General features: G+C 68.3%; 18 protein-coding genes. 11 read left to right on the top strand and 7 right to left on the bottom strand.

Annotated features, from left to right (window positions below):
* Nucleotides 1-23 precede the first annotated feature (23 nt).
* Nucleotides 24-1523 (top strand): hypothetical protein, encoded by a 1500-nt coding sequence (locus tag ABDC25_RS00365; protein ID WP_347124229.1) that lies wholly within the window; start codon nt 24-26, stop codon nt 1521-1523.
* Nucleotides 1524-1534: 11 nt separating this feature from the next.
* Here the strand turns inward: ABDC25_RS00365 and ABDC25_RS00360 are convergent, their stop codons facing one another.
* Nucleotides 1535-2596, bottom strand: coding sequence for a LacI family DNA-binding transcriptional regulator (locus tag ABDC25_RS00360; RefSeq protein ID WP_347124227.1), 1062 nt, complete (start codon nt 2594-2596; stop codon nt 1535-1537).
* Nucleotides 2597-2656: 60 nt separating this feature from the next.
* Between ABDC25_RS00360 and ABDC25_RS00355 the strand changes: the two genes are divergently transcribed.
* Nucleotides 2657-3895, top strand: a complete 1239-nt coding sequence (locus tag ABDC25_RS00355; protein ID WP_347124225.1) for an MFS transporter — start codon at nt 2657-2659, stop codon at nt 3893-3895.
* Between the two features lie 54 nt (nt 3896-3949).
* On the opposite strand, the gene ABDC25_RS00350 is transcribed toward ABDC25_RS00355, so the two are convergent.
* Together ABDC25_RS00350 and ABDC25_RS00345 are read right to left on the bottom strand one after the other, a co-directional pair.
* Nucleotides 3950-4597, bottom strand: a complete 648-nt coding sequence (locus ABDC25_RS00350) for a response regulator transcription factor (protein WP_029260814.1) — start codon at nt 4595-4597, stop codon at nt 3950-3952.
* Complete coding sequence (locus ABDC25_RS00345) at nt 4594-5790, bottom strand: histidine kinase (protein ID WP_029260813.1); 1197 nt, start codon at nt 5788-5790, stop codon at nt 4594-4596. Before ABDC25_RS00345 ends, ABDC25_RS00350 begins: the two co-directional genes overlap by 4 nt.
* A 116-nt stretch (nt 5791-5906) precedes the next feature.
* Here ABDC25_RS00345 and ABDC25_RS00340 point away from each other — a divergent pair, with 116 nt between their 5' ends.
* A complete protein-coding gene (locus tag ABDC25_RS00340; RefSeq protein WP_021200067.1) occupies nt 5907-6788 on the top strand; it encodes a GAP family protein in 882 nt (293 codons plus the stop codon).
* Between the two features lie 56 nt (nt 6789-6844).
* Complete coding sequence (gene nucS / locus ABDC25_RS00335; RefSeq protein ID WP_021200066.1) at nt 6845-7540, top strand: endonuclease NucS; 696 nt, start codon at nt 6845-6847, stop codon at nt 7538-7540.
* 11 nt (nt 7541-7551) lie between these two features.
* On the opposite strand, the gene ABDC25_RS00330 is transcribed toward nucS, so the two are convergent.
* Nucleotides 7552-8076, bottom strand: coding sequence for a response regulator (locus tag ABDC25_RS00330; protein ID WP_347124222.1), 525 nt, complete (start codon nt 8074-8076; stop codon nt 7552-7554).
* A 144-nt stretch (nt 8077-8220) separates the two neighbouring features.
* Here ABDC25_RS00330 and ABDC25_RS00325 point away from each other — a divergent pair, with 144 nt between their 5' ends.
* Nucleotides 8221-8886 carry an HAD hydrolase-like protein gene (locus ABDC25_RS00325; protein ID WP_029259501.1) on the top strand — a complete coding sequence of 222 codons (666 nt, stop codon included), beginning with the start codon at nt 8221-8223 and terminating at the stop codon, nt 8884-8886.
* Nucleotides 8887-8978: 92 nt separating this feature from the next.
* Here the strand turns inward: ABDC25_RS00325 and ABDC25_RS00320 are convergent, their stop codons facing one another.
* The gene (locus ABDC25_RS00320; RefSeq protein ID WP_017203899.1) at nt 8979-9185 is read right to left on the bottom strand and encodes a cold-shock protein; all 207 of its coding nucleotides are present in this window, start codon (nt 9183-9185) and stop codon (nt 8979-8981) included.
* A 520-nt stretch (nt 9186-9705) separates the two neighbouring features.
* Between ABDC25_RS00320 and ABDC25_RS00315 the strand changes: the two genes are divergently transcribed.
* Complete coding sequence (locus ABDC25_RS00315; protein ID WP_021201327.1) at nt 9706-10530, top strand: shikimate 5-dehydrogenase; 825 nt, start codon at nt 9706-9708, stop codon at nt 10528-10530.
* Nucleotides 10531-10765: 235 nt separating this feature from the next.
* Here the strand turns inward: ABDC25_RS00315 and ABDC25_RS00310 are convergent, their stop codons facing one another.
* Complete coding sequence (locus ABDC25_RS00310) at nt 10766-10900, bottom strand: hypothetical protein (RefSeq protein WP_017829963.1); 135 nt, start codon at nt 10898-10900, stop codon at nt 10766-10768.
* A gap of 317 nt (nt 10901-11217) precedes the next feature.
* On the opposite strand from ABDC25_RS00310, the gene ABDC25_RS00305 reads away from it, so the two are divergent.
* The 5 genes from ABDC25_RS00305 (at nt 11218) to ABDC25_RS00285 (ending at nt 16092) form a co-directional block, all read left to right on the top strand.
* Nucleotides 11218-11502 carry a hypothetical protein gene (locus tag ABDC25_RS00305; protein ID WP_021201328.1) on the top strand — a complete coding sequence of 95 codons (285 nt, stop codon included), beginning with the start codon at nt 11218-11220 and terminating at the stop codon, nt 11500-11502.
* A gap of 139 nt (nt 11503-11641) precedes the next feature.
* Nucleotides 11642-12793, top strand: a complete 1152-nt coding sequence (locus ABDC25_RS00300) for a calcium:proton antiporter (protein WP_347124218.1) — start codon at nt 11642-11644, stop codon at nt 12791-12793.
* A gap of 114 nt (nt 12794-12907) precedes the next feature.
* Nucleotides 12908-13939, top strand: a complete 1032-nt coding sequence (gene gap, locus ABDC25_RS00295; protein ID WP_347124216.1) for a type I glyceraldehyde-3-phosphate dehydrogenase — start codon at nt 12908-12910, stop codon at nt 13937-13939.
* Entirely contained in the window at nt 13932-14486 is a 555-nt protein-coding gene (locus tag ABDC25_RS00290) for a TlpA disulfide reductase family protein (RefSeq protein WP_347124214.1), read from the top strand. The genes gap and ABDC25_RS00290 overlap by 8 nt, the downstream gene beginning before the upstream one ends.
* A 178-nt stretch (nt 14487-14664) precedes the next feature.
* On the top strand, nt 14665-16092 hold the full coding sequence (locus ABDC25_RS00285; RefSeq protein WP_347124212.1) for an MFS transporter: 1428 nt from the start codon (nt 14665-14667) through the stop codon (nt 16090-16092).
* Between the two features lie 84 nt (nt 16093-16176).
* Here the strand turns inward: ABDC25_RS00285 and ABDC25_RS00280 are convergent, their stop codons facing one another.
* Complete coding sequence (locus ABDC25_RS00280; RefSeq protein ID WP_167254931.1) at nt 16177-17130, bottom strand: helix-turn-helix domain-containing protein; 954 nt, start codon at nt 17128-17130, stop codon at nt 16177-16179.
* Nucleotides 17131-17188: the final 58 nt, after the last annotated feature.

Here is a 17188-nt window from a genome sequence, read left to right as displayed (position 1 = left end):
CACGATCGTGCGAGAGTAGCCCCATGCGGCGGGTCTGGGTTCGAGAGCTCGCGGGCTGGGTGGGGGCACTGGCCGTGGCGATGATCACGGTGGCGCAGGTCGCTTCATCCGCTCGCGCCGACCTGCTGTTCCGCGATGGAGATTCCCTGGTCGTGGCGATGTTCGCACGATCCGTCCTGTCCGGCGCTCCGCTGGATTGGGCGATGTCCAGCGTGCTGTTCCTGCCCGAGTCCGCGGTTTTCACCGGCCTCGATGCGGTGCTACCTGTCGACGTGAACGGATTGCTCACGATCAATGCCGTCATCAACATGCTCGCTCTCTACGGGGCCCTCCGGCTGGTCTCGGGCCGTCGACGCGACGACACCGCCCCGGTCAGCTGGGCGCTCCTCGGGCTCGCGGTCTTCGGCATCTTGGCGATGACCGATGTCTCGGGTTCTCGGGACGCGCTCGAACTCGCCTCCCTGCTGCTCACCACCACGTATTACTGCTCGACGGTGATCGCCGTCGTGCTGTCCGTCGGTCTGGTGCGTCGGGTGATCGACCGCGACGAGGGCGGGACCGGGTCGTTGGTCGCTCTGGGCGCGACGGCGGCCGTCTCCACTCTCTCCAACCCGCTGTTCGCCGCCTGGGCGACGGTTCCGATCACCCTTCTCCTCGCCGTGATGCTCATCCGGTCGCCTCGACGCACCCGCACGGCGACGATGCTCGTCGTGCTGGTCCTGGGCACCGCGATGGGCTTCCTCGGTCGCATTCCTCTTCGGGCATGGATCGCCAACACCGGAGCCGGCTACGCCCAGCCCGAACTCTGGCCGGAGTCGGCGGGCTACTACGGAACCCTTCTCCTCGACCGCACGGCGACGCCCGCCGGCATCATCCGCGCCCTGATCGTGCTCGCCCTCATCGCGTCGGCCATCGCGCGCACGGCGCGAGCGGGCGATCCCGGCACGCGGTTCGTCGCGACCGTCGCGTGGGTCACCCCCGTGCTCGTCGCGATCGGCGCGATCGCTCTCGGCACCCACGCCGCCCGGTACCTGCAGCCCCTCGTCTTCGCGCCGGTGCTCGCCGTGGTGGCGGCTCCCCGTGCCTGGCGGGTGCCGCGGCGTGCCGGTGCTCTCCTCGCGGCGGCCGCCACCGTGGTGCTCGTGATCGGCGGCACGTTCAGCGTTCCCCGGCTCGCCGCTGCGAGCGCCGCCCCCGATGCCGATCTCGCCTGTGTGACCGACTGGGTCGATGCATCGGGCCGGGTCGGGGCCGGCCAGTTCTGGACGGTACGCCTGCCGAAGCTGCATCTGGAGGATCCCGCCCGTCTCGTGCAGGTCGATCATGAGCTCAACGGCTACGCGTGGCTCGTGAACCGAGCGGATTTCGATGTCGGTGAGGTGTCATTCCTCGTGGAGGACGCCCAGACGGTTCCCTGGCGCCTCTCGTCACCGGCCATCCCTGACGAGGTGATCGACTGCGGGCGCTACCGCATCCTCGATTTCGGGGAGAACGGCCTGCCGCTCGGTCCGCAGCGCAGCTGAGCGGGCGCCGCTCAGCGTGGGACGGGGCCGGTGGTCGTGCCGGCGCGGAACACACAGGTGAGATGCTGCGTCTCGCCCGGTTCTCCGCGGAGCATGCGGGCGACCTGCTCCCCCGCCGCGCGACCCTTCTCGACCGCCGGTTGCACGCTGGTGGTGAGGGTGAGATCCCCGAAGCCGTCGAGCGGGATCCCGTCGAAACCGGCGACCGAGAGGTCCTCGGGCACGCGGAGCCCCAGGTCCTCGGCCGCTCGGATCACCCCGACCGCGAGCAGGTCGCTCTGGGCGAGCACGGCCGTCGGGCGGGTGGCGGGGTCGGTCAGAAGCATCCGTCCGACCAGCACGCCCTCGTCGATGAGGCTGCCGGACGCCGAGATCGCCGGCGCATCGGGGAACACCTGACGCATCCCCTCGAGGCGATGCACCGAGACGTCGACGGTCGCGTTCGCGATCCGTTCGGGGGTCACCAGTGCCCGTTCCCGTTCGCTGTCGAGCGAGAGCGTGACCAGCGCCACGTCGCGGTGACCGAGGTCGTGGACGTGCCGCGCGACGTCGGCGGACGCTGCGACGTTGTCGAGCGTGATGCGGGGGATATCCTCACCGGCGTCTCCTTCGATCACGACCACCGGCAGACCACGGCCGACGACCACCTCGAGCGAGGCCTTCGTGCGCCCCGAGCATCCGATCAGGACGAAGGCATCGACGGGGGCGTTCGTGATGGCGGCCCCCTCCTCCCCCGGTTCGTCGCGCATCAGGAGGATGCCCGCACTGAGGTCGGCGAGACCGTCGGTGAGGCCGTCCATCATGGCCGTCGTCACCGGATCGAGGAATGCCGCGCGCAGGTGCCCCTCGAGAACGACGGCGACGATGCCGCTGCGTCCGCGACGCAGCGACGCCGCGCGGGGATCCGGACCCGCGTATCCGAGGTCCGACGCCGCGGTGAGCACACGCTCCCGCGTGGCGGCCGCCACATTCGCCTTGCCGCTGAAGACGACCGAGGCGGTGGACGTCGCCACGCCCGCCTCACGTGCGACGTCGGCGATCGTGGGCCGACGCGGCGTCTCCTGACTGCTCATACTTCGAGGATAGCTCCCCACGGTTCTCTTCGGTCGAATCGATTCGATAGGCTGTCCGGCATGGAAACAGCCCTCTCCCGTTCGCAGTTCGTGCGCTGGCGCGCGGCGATCTTCGCCATCTTCCTCGCGAGCGGGCTGTCGATCGCCACCTGGGCGTCGCGCGTACCCGGTATCAAGGAGGCGCTGGGGCTCGACAACGCGCAGGTCGGCCTCATCCTGCTCGGCATGGGCGTGTCATCGATCATCGGCATCTCGACAGGTCCCGCCGTGATGGCGCGCCTCGGTGCCCGGCGGGGCATGCTCCTGACGATGCTGATGTTCGCATCCGGGATCGTCCTCGTGGGCCTCGGGGCCAATGTGTTCGGCTCCGTTCCCGTCGTCATCATCGGCATGGTGCTGTTCGGGTTCGGCAACGGATCGGTCGACGTGATGATGAACGTCGAAGCCACGGCGATCGAGCAGCAGATGGGCCGCACGATCCTGCCGGTCTTCCACGCATTCTTCAGCTTCGGCACGGTCATCGGCGCGGGAATCGGCGCCCTCGCGGCGCAGCTCTCCATCAACGTCGCCACCCACGCCGCGGTCATGGGTGCGCTGATCGCCGTGATCGCGATCGTCTGCTTCTTCCAGGTGCCGGTGCGCGAGGCCGCCCTCGATCCCGCGGCGCACGAGAAGCCGGCCTTCCGTGCACGCATGCACACCGCGCTCGAGGCATGGCGCGAACCGCGCACCTATCTGATCGGCGTGGTCATGCTCGGCATGTCGTTCGCCGAGGGCGGCGCCAACGACTGGATCGCCCTGGGCACCGAGCAGGGGCACGGCTTCGCCGAGGGTACCGGCGCCGTGTCGCTCGCCGTGTTCTCGGTGGGCATGACCGTCGTGCGTCTGTTCGGAGGTCCGCTCGTCGACCGCTTCGGCCGCGTGCTGGTGCTGCGCATCCTCGCGGTCGCGGCGGCATCGGGCATCCTGCTCTTCATCCTCGCGCCCACCTTCCCGCTCGTGCTCGTCGGGGCGGCGCTCTGGGGCGTCGGCGCCTCCCTCGGCTTCCCGCTCGGCATGTCGGCGGCGGCCGACGATCCGGCAAAGGCAGCGGCCCGGGTGAGCGCTGCGGCCACGATCGGCTACATCGCGTTCCTGGGTGGACCTCCCGTGCTCGGCGTCATCAGCGAGCACATCGGTCTGCTCAACACGCTGTTCATCCTGGTCGCACTGGTCGTGATGTCCGGGCTGTTCTCCGGCGCCGCGCGCCCGCTCCGCGACGACGAGAAGACGCTGGCCGCGACGACTCCACAGGGCTGACCACGGCGACGGGGTGATCACGGCGGCGGAGTGATCACGGCGTCGGAGGGAGGTTCAGTCCTCGCCACCGCGGACGAGCGCTGCCGCGTGTGAACGGCTGCGCGCGCCGAGCTTCGTGAGCACATTCGAGACATGAGTCTTGACCGTCGGCACCGAGATGCACAGCCGTGCGGCGAGTTGAGCGTTCGACCACCCCTGCAGGATCCCCTCGAGCACTTCCTGCTCCCGGCCGGTCAGATTCGCGAGCCTCCCCGCATCCGGCACCGGCACGGGAAGCGCGGCGTTCTCGGCGACGGCGGCGAGCGCACGTCTCGTCACCCGCGGATCCAGAGCGCCGTCGCCCGCGGCGACCGCGCGGACAGCCTGCCCGAGGGTAGGGGCGTCGACCGTCTTGAGCAGGAATCCGACGGCCCCGGCGCGGATGGCCCCGAACACGAGGTCGTCTTCGTCGAAGCTCGTCAGGACCAGGACGTCGCCGAGACCGCGCTCGACGATCTCTCTGGTGGCCGAGATCCCGTCGCGCCCCGGCATCCGCACATCCATGAGCACGACGTCGGGGCGCAGTGCCGCGGCGTTGCGGACAGCGACCTCACCATCCGCGGCCTCTCCGACCACCGAGATGCCCTGTGTCTCGAGCATGATGCGCAGGCCCGCCCTGATCGCGCTGTGATCATCGGCCAGCAGCACGGTCGGCGCCGTCATGCCCGCACCTCCATCGGGATGCGCCCCTCGACCGCCCATCCACCCGGGGTCGGCCCCGCGGAGAAGACGCCGTCCAATGCGCCGACGCGTTCCCGGAGCATCTGCAGCCCCCAGCCTTCGTCGCCGTGTGCAGCCGCGCGGCTGGGCGCACCGCCACGCGAGCGCACCTCGACCCGCACCTCGGAGTCCTGCTCCTGAACCGTGATGTCGACGACGGCGCCGCTCGCATGGCGGATGCAGTTGTTCAGCGCCTCGCGCACGATGCGGATGACGGCCTGCTCGCGTGCCGCACCGATGTCCTCGATGTCATCGACGACGAGGTGCACGACGAGCCCTGCCCGCTCCGCCTCCTGCACGATTCCGCCGAGATCCGCCCAGCGCGGTGCGGGCGCCAGAGTCCCGTCGCCGCGACGGAGCACCGAGATCATGGATCGCAGCGCACCATGAGCATCGAGTCCCGCGTCGCGCACAGCCTGCAGGGCTTCTCGATCCCTGGCACGGTCGGGTGCGGACGACAATGCCGCTTCGGCACGGATCGCCATCGCCATCACGTGACCGGCGACGACATCGTGCAGCTCTCTCGCCATCGTCTCGCGCTCACGCTGCACCGCTTCGACGCGGTCCCGCTCGGCGGCGGCGGCGGCCTCTTCCGCTCGCTGACGATGCAGCTCGGCGAGTTCGTGGGCCTGGGAGACCGCCACCGCCCACCAGTAGTCGGTGCCGAAGATCGCGCCGAACTGCACGCCGATGAGGAAGGCCACGGCGAACGGCACGTCGGTGAAGAACCAGGCGGCGAGGAAGAAGATGATCGTCGAAGCGCCCAGCAGGAGGAGCAGCACCCGCCTCCCCTGCGGCCCCGCCAGGAACGCCGCCGTCCACAACACGTCCAGCAGCACCACGAGCGTGCCGATGCCGCCGACGGTGAGCAGATCGACCACGAAGAGGAGCGTGACCAGCGCGAGGACCGTCACGGGCATACGCCGCTTGACGAGGGCGAGCGCGCACGCGGGAAGCGCGAGGGCCAGTGCCCACCACGGCGAGACGGAGGTCTCGAGGATCGAGAACGGACCCCAGATGCCGCGGAACCCGAAGCCCGCCATGACGACCGCGAGGATCGCCATCCCGAGGGGATCCGCCCACCAGCGGTGCCGGCGGTACCAGGCTCCGAACCCGCCTTCGACCTGCTCGTGCATGCCCTCATGCAACCACGGCGCGCGCACTCGCGCATCCGACGAAGGGATGAGGGAGCCGAAGGAGACGATACTTTCGCCCGATCCGCAGCCGTCCCCCGTTCCGTGAACGTGGAGACATGGAACTCTTCGGCGGAATGCCGCTTCCCCTCTCCCTCGCCCTCCTGGCGCTGATCGATGGGCTGAGCGTCGGCACTCTCCTCATCCCCGTCTTCCTGCTCCTGCATCCGGGGCGGGTGCGCGCCGGACGCATCCTGCTGTATCTGGTGACGATCGCCGCGTTCTACCTGCTCGTCGGGCTCCTCTTCCTCTGGGGGCTGGTGAATCTCGTCGACGTGGCGTCCGACTTCCTGGCCTCGCCCGCCGGCCTGGTCATCCGCCTGCTCGTCGGAGGAGCGCTCCTCATCACGGCCTTCGTGATGCCAACCGGTGACAAGCGCGCCAAGCCCACGTCGACGACCCCCACGTCGGGACCCACGACCCCGCAGGTCTCGGCGTGGACGGGGATGCCGACGAGGTCGGCTGCGCACAGCTCGTCGATGACGACGCCACCCCCTCCGACTCCCGCGATGACGACGGACGCCGCGCCGCGCCCCGGTCGCATCACCCGGTGGCGCGAGCGACTGCTCGACCCGCGCACTCGCGGGACCGCCGTGATGGCCGTCGCGATCGCCGCCGGGCTTGTCGAGATCGCCACCATGCTCCCGTATATCGTCGCGATGACGATGCTGGCGGATGCGGGGATCGACACTCCGCTGCGTGTGCTGTCGCTCGTCGGGTACTGCGCGCTGATGATCCTGCCCGCTGTCGTGCTGCTCGTCCTGCGCCTGGTCGCCGCTCCCCTGGTGCAGCGGCCGCTCGAACGCTTCGCGGCTTGGATGGAGCGCACCGGCGCGGAGAACACCGCCTGGATCATCGGCATCATCGGATTCCTCATCGCCCGCTCCGCCGCCACCGAGCTCGGTCTCTTTCAGGCGATCGGGTCGTTCCTCGACCGATGACCGCCGCGCCCACCGCCTGCGACCGCGCAGCACTCCCGACGAAGTAGGCTCGACGGGTGCGTCTCGTCATCGCCCGCTGCTCGGTCGACTACACCGGTCGACTCAACGCCCATCTCCCGCTTGCCACGCGTCTGCTCGTGCACAAGGGAGACGGGAGTCTGCTCGTGCACTCCGACGGCGGCAGCTACAAGCCGCTGAACTGGATGAGCCCGCCGTGCTCGCTCTCGAGCGAGACCCCCGGCGAGGAAGAAGCCAGCGCCGGCGTCGTCGAGGTCTGGCGCGTCACCCACAAGAAGACCGGTGATGCGCTGCGCGTGCAGATCTACGAGATCATCCACGACACCTCCCACGAGCTGGGTATTGACCCCGGGCTGCAGAAGGACGGCGTCGAGGCCGATCTGCAGCGGCTGCTCGCCGAACAGGTGGACCGCATCTCCGAGGGCGCGACGCTCGTACGCCGCGAGTACCCGACGGCCATCGGGCCCGTCGACCTGCTGGTGCGCGATGCCGACGGCGCCGCGATCGCGGTCGAGATCAAACGCCGCGGCGACATCGACGGCGTGGAGCAGCTGACCCGCTATCTCGAACTGCTGGGCCGCGACCCGCACCTCTCCCCCGTGCAGGGCGTCTTCGCCGCGCAGGAGATCAAGCCTCAGGCACGCGTGCTCGCCGAGGATCGCGGTATCCGCTGCCTGGTGCTCGACTACGACGACATGAAGGGCATCGAGTCGGGCATCCCCCGACTGTTCTGAGGCGTCACTTCTCAGCGCGCGGCGATGAGCCGGGGTGCCGGCCCCTCCAGACGCGCGATCGCGATCTTCACCTCGAAGATCTGCTGCTCGACGCGATCGAAACGCGCATCGGACTTCGTCTCCATCGTGTCGAACCGGGCATCGAACTTCGCATCCTGGGCATCGCACCGGGCATCGATTTTCGCGTCCAGGGCATCGCACCGGGCATCGAACTTCGTCTCCATCGCATCGCACCGGACATCGATTTTCGCGTCCAGGGCATCGCACCGGGCATCGAACTTCGTCTCCATCGCATCGCACCGCGCATCGAACTTCGTCTCCATCGCATCGCACCGCGCATCGAACTTCGTCTCCATCGCATCGCACCGCGCATCGAACTTCGTCTCCATCGCATCGCACCGCGCGTCGAACCTTGCATCCTGCGCCGCGAATCGCGCGTCCATCCGGTTGATCATCCAGCCGAAACCGCTGATGATCGCCACCAGGAGCGTCACTGCTGTCGCCAGCATCGTGATGACTTCCACCGACACGTACATGCCCCCATTCTCGCCCGCGTATCCGCCGATGTCACGACCTTATATGGGGACACACGGTGCCCACATGAGGTGTGCACAAGCTTTTGCGTTGCACACCTGTGCAGGAAGAGCGGACACCCTCCGTCCGGCCCATAGGCTGGAGAGATGCCTCACTCCCCCTACTCCTGCGTGCTGTGGGACGTCGACGGCACCATCGTCGACGCGTCCGTCGGCATCCTCCGCCGGCTCAATGTCGCGCTGACCCACTTCGGCCGACCGGCGCCGACCCGCGAAGAGCTGGTGCACTGGATCGGTCCCCCCATGTTCCAGTCCTTCCAGGATCAGGCCGGCATGACGCCGGAGCAGTCCGCCGAGGCGGTCGCCTTCTACCGCACCCTCGGCAAGGCCGACGGCTACACCACAGACGTCGCGACCTACCCGGGAGTGGTCGACCTCATCCACGAGCTGCACGCCGCCGGAGTGCCCCAGGCGACGGCCAGCTCGAAGCCCGAGAACCAGGTCGACGCACTGGTCGACCACTTCGGTCTGCGCCCTGCATTCCTGACGACCGTCGGGGCGACCCCGGACGAGTCGACCCTCGCCTCGAAGACCGACATCGTGGCAGAGGCTCTTCGTCGGCTGCGCGAGCTCGGCGCCGACACCTCGCGTCCCGTCCTGGTCGGAGACCGGCACCACGACGTCGAGGGTGGCAACGCCAACGGCGTTCCCGTGATCTTCGTCGAGTGGGGGTTCAGTGATTCGCACGAGGGCGACGAGGCCGCGTTCCGTGTCTCCTCGGTCGAAGAGCTGCGTGCGCTGCTGATCTCCTGATCGCCCTCATCATCGCTCAGAAAGCACAGAACTCCCCTCCGGATGACGCATCGGGGACGCGATCCGGTGGGGAGTTCGGTGTCTCGCCCGTCTCAGACGGGGCGAATGTTCTCTGCCTGCAGGCCCTTCGGACCCTGCGCCACATCGAACTCGACTCGCTGGTTCTCTTCGAGAGACCGGTAGCCGGATGACTGGATGGCGGAGTAGTGCGCGAAGACGTCAGCGCCTCCGTCGTCGGGGGAGATGAAGCCGAAGCCCTTCTCCGAGTTGAACCACTTAACCGTGCCCTGGGTGCTCATGTACTGCCTGTTCTGCTGGTGAAGAAGCCGACGCAGGGATGCCCCGACATCGCTAACGCTAGTGGAGGAGGCCCTGAGCGGAATAGCCGCCGCAAGAAGGTAATCCAAATGTTGCACGAGCGGCATCCGGCCGTCATCGGCGCGAGCGCGGGAGCGGACGCACGAGAACGCCCAGAAAATGGTGTGGCCCTCACCGCGGGGGGAGCGATGAGGGCCGAAGACGACCGGAGGGTGCGTCAGAGACAGCTTAGCCCCTTTTCGATGTTCTTGTCCCCCTTTTGGGGGACAAATCTGAACTTCTCTGCGAGACGAACGACAGCGGCCCCCTCGAGTAGCCCATTGGGGACTGAACTACTCGAGAGGGCCCAATCGCATGCACGGATCATCTGCCCCTGGGGTGGGCCACCGTCTCCTGGGGAGAGACGTCGACGATCGATCCCCATGTGCACGCACCTTCACCATAGGGGAGGATCCACGTTCTCGCCACGGACCTTCATCGGCGCGCGAGTAGCCTGATCCGGTGACTCTGCTCAACAAAGACATGACGCTCTGCATCTCGCTGTCCGCGCGCCCGAGCAACAACGGAACACGCTTCCACAATCATCTCTACGAGGCGCTCGGCCTGAACTGGATCTACAAGGCGTTCGCGCCGACCGACCTCGCGCAGGCCATCGCAGGTGTCCGGGGTCTCGGCATCCGTGGGTGCGCGATCTCCATGCCGTACAAGGAAGAGGTCATCGCGCTCGTCGACCGGATGGATCCCTCGGCGAGCGCCATCGACTCCGTCAACACGATCGTCAACGACGACGGCGTGCTCACGGCCTACAACACCGACTACTCCGCGATCGCGCAGCTCATCGAACGCGGAGGTCTCGATCGCACGGCCTCGGTGCTGCTGCGCGGATCGGGAGGCATGGCGAAGGCCACGGCCGCCGCGTTCCGCGACGCCGGCTTCACGCGGGTGACGATCATCGCCAGGAATGAGGCGAACGGGCGCCCCCTTGCCGACTTGTACGACTTCGCCTGGACCGCTGGGCTCGACGATGCCAGGGCGGACATCCTGGTCAATGTCACGCCGATCGGCATGGCCGGGGGCGCGGAAGAGCACACGCTGTCGTTTTCGGAAGAGGCGATCGGGGCCGCATCCGTCGTCTTCGACGTGGTGGCCCTCCCCGCGGAGACACCTCTCATCGCTGCGGCTCGCAGGGCTGGCAAGACGGTGATCACGGGGGCGGAGGTGGCGACCCTGCAGGCACTGGAGCAGTTCGTGCTCTACACGGGCATCCGTCCGTCGGCGGAGCAGGTGCGCGCGGCGGAGGAGTTCATGCGAGCCGGAAACGCCTGACGACTGCCCTCCCGCACGCAGCCGGAGCGACGAGCTGTCGGGCACACGCTCCATCTTCGTTCCGGCGCCGATCAGCGATGTGTGGGAGCTTGTCACATCGGCAGGCCGCATTCCCGAGTGGGGGCCGAGCCGTGGGCACGATCGATGCCACGCTCGAACGCTCGGCAGATCGCGTTCGGCCGGTGGGCGGGCATCTCGCGCAGCGCGGATGTGCCCGCCCACGGGTCGAACCGACTCAGCCCTTCGCGCCCTTGCGGGGCTTGATGAACTCGGCCGGTGCGTTCTTCTCCCGCTTGGCAGCTCGCTTCTCCTTGAGCGAGAGCTGCGGCGCCTTCTTGCTGTCGCGACCCTGGATGGACTTTCCGGACATGGTTACTCGCTTCCCCTTCGGTGGCTGGCGTAACCTCCGACCATAGCCCGGAACCAGGGGAAGTCAAATTTCCCGCTGAACGGGAAAAATCTTCGTCGCCAGGCTCATGCCGTTTTCGGAATATTCAGTGAACTATCTCATGCGCGACACATTGCGACGGTGCCCGCGACAAGCCCTGGCACCCCCCGGGAATCCGCCGAGGAGGAACCCGAGCAGGCGGCGAGGCGAACGGGTTTGCTACCCTGGGAGCGGAACAACGACGGAGGACGACCTCCGACGGAGAGACAGACCGGGGACGACCCCGACAGGAGTCTCCCGTGAATCACTCGTCCACCTGGCCCCTCTGGGTCGTATCCCGCGAACCTCGGGCCGCACGCGCCACGCTCGTGCTGTGCTTCGTCTCGTTCTCCATGGTCAGCGCGGCAGCACTGTCCGTCGGCGTGCGCGGGATCTGGCTGGAACTCCTCCTCTCGGCGGGATTCCTCGTCTGGGCTACTGCGCAGTGGGGCTGCGTCGAGCGTCGTCGACATCGAGAATCGGCGTTCCGCCGCGACGTCGAGCGGTACATCCACGCGCTCTCCCGCTCCTCCGCTCCGGAGTGACGCCACCGCCGTCGATCGCCGGCCATCCGCCGCGAACGCCGCGTACCATCAGAAGCAGTGCGCTGAGACAGCGCTGCGGCCGGGACGACCCGGTCGTGGTCACCACTCGGGGACGGCCCCAGCTCGAAGGAGTCCGGCGATGTCACGCACGGAACGGAAACAGTTGATCAGCGTCACGGACATCGTCCGCGTCATCCTGGGATGGGGGGCCTTCGCAGCTCTCCTCCTCCTCCACCCGGTGCTGGAACCCCCCGTGCCCACCCCGGTACTCATCATCGCGCTCGGGGCGATCATCGCGGTGATCCTCGTCTGCGCGTTCGGTGTCGTGAAGCAGGCCGAGGCCCTCGCGCATCGCCTCGGCGACCCCTACGGCTCGCTCGTCCTGACCCTGTCGATCGTCCTGATCGAAGTCATCCTGATCTCGGCGGTCATGCTCGGTCCGGGAGAGCACGCCACCATCGCGCGCGACTCGGTCATGGCCGTCTCGATGATCATCCTGAACCTCGTCATCGGCCTCGCACTCCTCCTCGGCGGACTCCGCCATCGCGGCATGGCCCACAATCGCACCGGCACCTCGGCGTATCTGTCGATGCTGGTCGTGCTCGTCGCGCTCGCATTCGGCCTCCCCGCCCTCATCGGCACGGACGGCTCGTACACGACCGCGCAGGAGATCCCGATCATCGTGCTCACCCTCGTGCTCTACGCCTTCTTCCTCTACCGGCAGATGGGTGCCCAGGCGAGTGACTTCACCGAAGTCGACCCGCGCATGCTGGAGACCACTCCGCACCGGGCGAAGGCGGAGGCGGGTGGCGGGATCCGCGAGGTTCTCGCGGAGCATCGCACCGAGGTGCTCGTGCGTCTCGCGCTCCTGGTGGTGACCGTGATCCCCATCGTGCTCCTGTCGCATGACATGGCGGCGCTCCTGGACGACGGCCTGGGACGTCTCGGTGCCCCTGTCGCCCTCGCCGGCGTGCTCATCGCGGGCATCGTCTTCCTGCCGGAGTCGATCACCGCGGTGCGTGCCGCGCTCGGGGGAGAAGCCCAGCGCGTCAGCAACCTGTGCCACGGCGCCCTCGTGTCGACCGTGGGGCTGACCATTCCTGCGGTGCTGATCATCGGCATGTTCACCGGTCAGACCGTCGTTCTGGCGGAGTCGCCGGCGAACCTGCTGATGCTGGGCGTGACACTGCTGCTGTCGGTGACGACGTTCGCCGCGAAGCGGGTGACCGCCATGCACGGCGCCGCGCACCTGGTGACGTTCGCGGTCTACCTGGTGGTGCTCTTCAGCTGATCCTGGGTCGGTGGGGCGATGGACCTCCACCGACCCCACCCCTCTTCTCGCGTGATATTTTTGGCATAGGCCAAAAGTCAATCACCGCCGGAATCCGGCACAGGAGGGAGCATCATGTCCACGAAGATCGCCATCAACGGCTTCGGCCGCATCGGTCGCAACTACTTCCGGGCCCTGCTCGCGAAGCACTCGGATCTTGAAGTGGTCGCGGTCAACGACCTCACCGACACGCGCACGCTCGCCCATCTGCTCAAGTACGACGCGGCGAACGGCACCCTGCCCGGACCTGTGAAGCACGACGACGCGCACCTGTTCGTCAACGGTCAGGCGATCCGCGTGTTCTCGGAGCGCGATCCACTCCGCCTTCCCTGGACAGACCTCGGCGTCGACATCGTGATCGAGTCGACCGGGCTGTTCACCAAGGCGGAGCTCGCCGCGAAGCACGTCGAGGCCGGGGCGCGGAAGGTGATCATCTCGGCGCCCGCGACCGGAGACGACGGAACGTTCGTGCTCGGCGTGAACGAGCACACCTACGACCCCGATCGACACCACATCATCTCGAACGCCTCCTGCACGACGAACTGCCTCGCCCCGGTGGCCAAGGTGTTCCACGAAGCCTTCGGTATCGAGGCCGGCCTGATGACCACCGTGCACGCGTACACGGCCGACCAGAACCTGCAGGATGGCCCGCATTCGGACCTCCGGCGCGCTCGGGCGGCGGGGGTCAACATCGTCCCGACCAGCACGGGCGCGGCGAAGGCGATCGGGCGCGTCATCCCCGAACTCGACGGGAAGCTCGACGGGTTCGCGCTGCGCGTGCCGGTGCTCACCGGATCCATCACCGACCTCACCGTCACCGCATCGCGCCCCGTGACCGTGGAAGAGGTGAAGGCCGCCTACCGCGCCGCGGCGGAAGGGCCGCTCAAGGGGATCCTCCGCTACACCGAGGACGAGATCGTCTCCGCCGACATCGTCGCCGATCCGCACTCCTCGATCCTCGACGCGGGATTGATCCGTGTGATCGGCGACCAGGTGAAGGTCTCAGCCTGGTACGACAACGAGTGGGGCTACTCGAACCGCCTGGCAGACCTCACCGAATACGTCGCAGCACGGCTGCCCGAGCGTGAGGAGGAAGCCCGTGTCTGAGCCGCTGCTCGGTGCCGACGCCTTCGCGCTCGACGTCTCGGAGTGGGTGAACAGCGCCCCGATCAGCCCGGAATCGCTCCGCGGACGCGTCGTGGTCGTCGAAGCGTTCCAGATGCTGTGCCCCGGATGCGTGAGCCACGGCCTCCCGCTTGCCCAGCGTCTCCACGGCATGTTCGACTCCCGCGAGCTCGTCGTGCTCGGGTTGCACACGGTTTTCGAGCATCACGCCGTGATGGGCCGCGAGGCGCTCGAGGTCTTCCTGTCGGAATACCGGATCGAGTTCCCCGTGGCGATCGATCGGCCGCTCGACGGTCAGGCGATTCCGGCGACCATGCACAGGTACGGACTCCGGGGAACGCCGTCGACGATCATCGTCGACCGGGAAGGGCGCGTGCGTCAGATCGCATTCGGCGCGGTCGATGAACTGGCCCTCGGCACCTACCTCGGGCGTCTTCTCGCCGAGCCGACCACACCGTCGATGCCGTCGGTCTCCGCCTCGATGTCGGCGGCCGGCGAGGCGTGCAGCATCGACGGCGTGTGCACCTGAGCGTCGACGGACGACCGGCACGCAGGACTCTGTGAAGGCCCGGTCTCTGGGAGGTCCGGGCCTTCGTCAGGTCTCGACGCGAACAGACCCCTTCCAGACATTTTGGATACCCCTACCCCCTATGGGTATATGGTGATCTCTGACCGGACCCACCGGCACGCACCCTCAGGAGGAACCCATGTCCCGCCCGCCCATCTCCCGAACCCAGCGCTGGCTCGGGCTCGTCCTCATCGCCACGGCGCAGTTCGTCGTCATCATGGACACCTCGATCATCGGAGTGGCTCTGCCCGATATCCAGCGCGACCTGGGCTTCACTCCGGAATCACTGTCGTGGGTGTTCAACGCCTACGTCGTGGCGTTCGGCGGTCTGCTGCTGCTCGGCGGACGCCTGGCCGACGCGTTCGGCGCGAGGAAGATCTTCGTGAGCGGGTGGATCGTCCTCATCATCGGCTCGCTCCTCGCCGGCGCCGCCACCGACGTCGGGCTTGAGATCGCCGGTCGTGCCATTCAGGGTGCCGGGTCCGCTCTGATCGCTCCCGCCGCGCTCACCCTGCTCATGATGCTGTTCGGCGGCACCTCCGACCTTCCCAAGGCGTTCGCGGTGTACGGCGCCGCCGCCCCCATCGGCGGCACGGCTGGTGTCTTCCTCGGCGGAGTGCTGACCGAGTACGCGAGCTGGCCGTGGGTGTTCTACGTGACGGTGCCGATCGCGCTGTTCGTGCTCGCCTTCACGGCCTCCACCCTCCCTCGCACCGTCCGCACGGTCGCCGGATCGATCGACGTGGCCGGTGCTCTCACCGTCACCCTCGGTCTCGCTGCCGTCGTCTACGGCGTCGTCAATGCCCCCGAGGTCGGATGGCTCACCTGGTCGACCCTGACCTTCGTGGGCGCCGGAATCGTCCTGCTCGCGATCTTCTTCGTGATCCAGGCACGCAGCCGGAACCCCCTGCTGCGCCTCGGGCTGCTGCGTGCACCGCTGTTGGCCGCGGCCAACAGCGCCCAGCTGCTCCTCGGAGCGGCTTGGGTGTCGATGTGGTTCTTCCTGAACCTCTACCTGCAGCAGGTCCTCGGGGCGAGCGCATTCGCCGCGGGTGCCGCTCTGCTGCCGATGACGGGCCTGGTCGTCCTGGTGATGGTCGCCCTCGCCCCTCGCCTCCTTGCGCGGTTCGGAGCCAGGTCGATGATCGTCAGCGGCCTGCTGATCCTCGCCGGCGGCCTCCTCTGGCTCTCGTTCGTCCGCCCGGACGGCGACTACGCCGCGGACGTGCTGCCGGCGTCGCTCCTCGCCGCGCTCGGGATGTCGCTCGCCTTCGTCCCGTCGCTGGGCACCGCGATCAACGCCGCACCTCCGATGGAGACGGGCGTCGCCTCCGGACTCGTGAGCACGAGCTACCAGATCGGATCGGCCCTCGGGCTCGCCGTCCTCACCGCGATCGTCTACGGCATCTCGGGCACCGCTCCGACGGCGGTCGACCTGACGCGCGGGTACTCCGCCGCCTTCCTGGGCGCGGCGATCCTCGCCCTTGTCGGCGCGATCGTCACCGCGATCTGGATGACGAAGCCGCGGGCACGGAGCGAGGCGTCCGAGGAGTCCGTCTCCGTGTGACATCGGCCCCGACACCGACAGCGCCCCGCGGGCGCAGGGGGAGGATGATCCGCCCCCTGCCTCCGCGGGGCGGCGTGCATCCACTCAGGTGGTTCGGAACGCCGACCGATACTGGCTCGGAGTCGCACCGAATGCACGACCGAAGTGCTGGCGGAAGAGCGCGGCCCCGCCGAACCCGGTCGTCGATGCGACCGTGTCGACCGGGAGCGACGTGGCCTCGAGCAGCTCCCGAGCCGCCGCCAGCCGCTGCGCGAGCACCCACTTCGCCACCGTCGACCCCGTCTGCGCCCGAAATGCCCGGGTGAACGAACTCCGGCTGAGATGGGCTCGAGCGGCGAGGACGTCGATGGACAGATCGGCATCGAGGTTCGCGGCACTCCATCGCATCGCCTCGGCGATCGGGGCTCCTCCCGCGTCCGGAACCGGCCGCTCGATGAACTGCGCCTGTCCACCGGAGCGATGGGGCGGTGCGACGATCCTCCGGGCGACCCGGTTCGCGACGAGCTGGCCCTCTCGGCGGGCGAGGAGGTGCAAGCAGGCGTCGATCCCGGCCGTGGCGCCTGCTCCCGTGACGATCTGCCCCTCGTCGATGTACAGCTCGTCCGGTTCGAGCGCGACGCGGGGGAACCTGTGCCGGAACACGTCGGCCCACTTCCAGTGCGTGGTCGCGGTGCGACCCTCCAACACGCCGCTGTCGGCGAGGGGAAAAGCGCCGAGGCAGAGTCCGACCAGTTCGGCTCCCTCGTCGTGCGCGTCCCGCAGCGCGTTCGACAGCTCATCCGACGCCGCCCGGTCGGGCTCGCCCCACCACGGCACCACGACGACGTCGGCACCGCGAACCGCTTCGAGCCCGTGTCGCACGTCGATGTCGAAGTCGGCGGAGGTGCGGAGCGTGCCCGCGCGCAGCGCCGCGACGCGGATGGGCCATGGATCGATCTCGCCGACGGGCGTCTCGCCTCCCCACACGAGGGACGGAACGGACAGGTGGAAGGGGCTGATGCCGTCGACGGCGATCACGGTCACACGCGGTGCGCTCATTGCGCGTCCCTCCATCCTTAGGGCGAGCCGATCACGGCGACGGCTGACCCGAATCCGG

This window comes from Microbacterium sp. SY138 (assembly GCF_039729145.1).
Lineage (GTDB): Bacteria > Actinomycetota > Actinomycetes > Actinomycetales > Microbacteriaceae > Microbacterium > Microbacterium maritypicum_A.
Note: the sequence above shows the minus strand (reverse complement) of the source record. Positions and strands in the feature narration are given on the sequence as shown.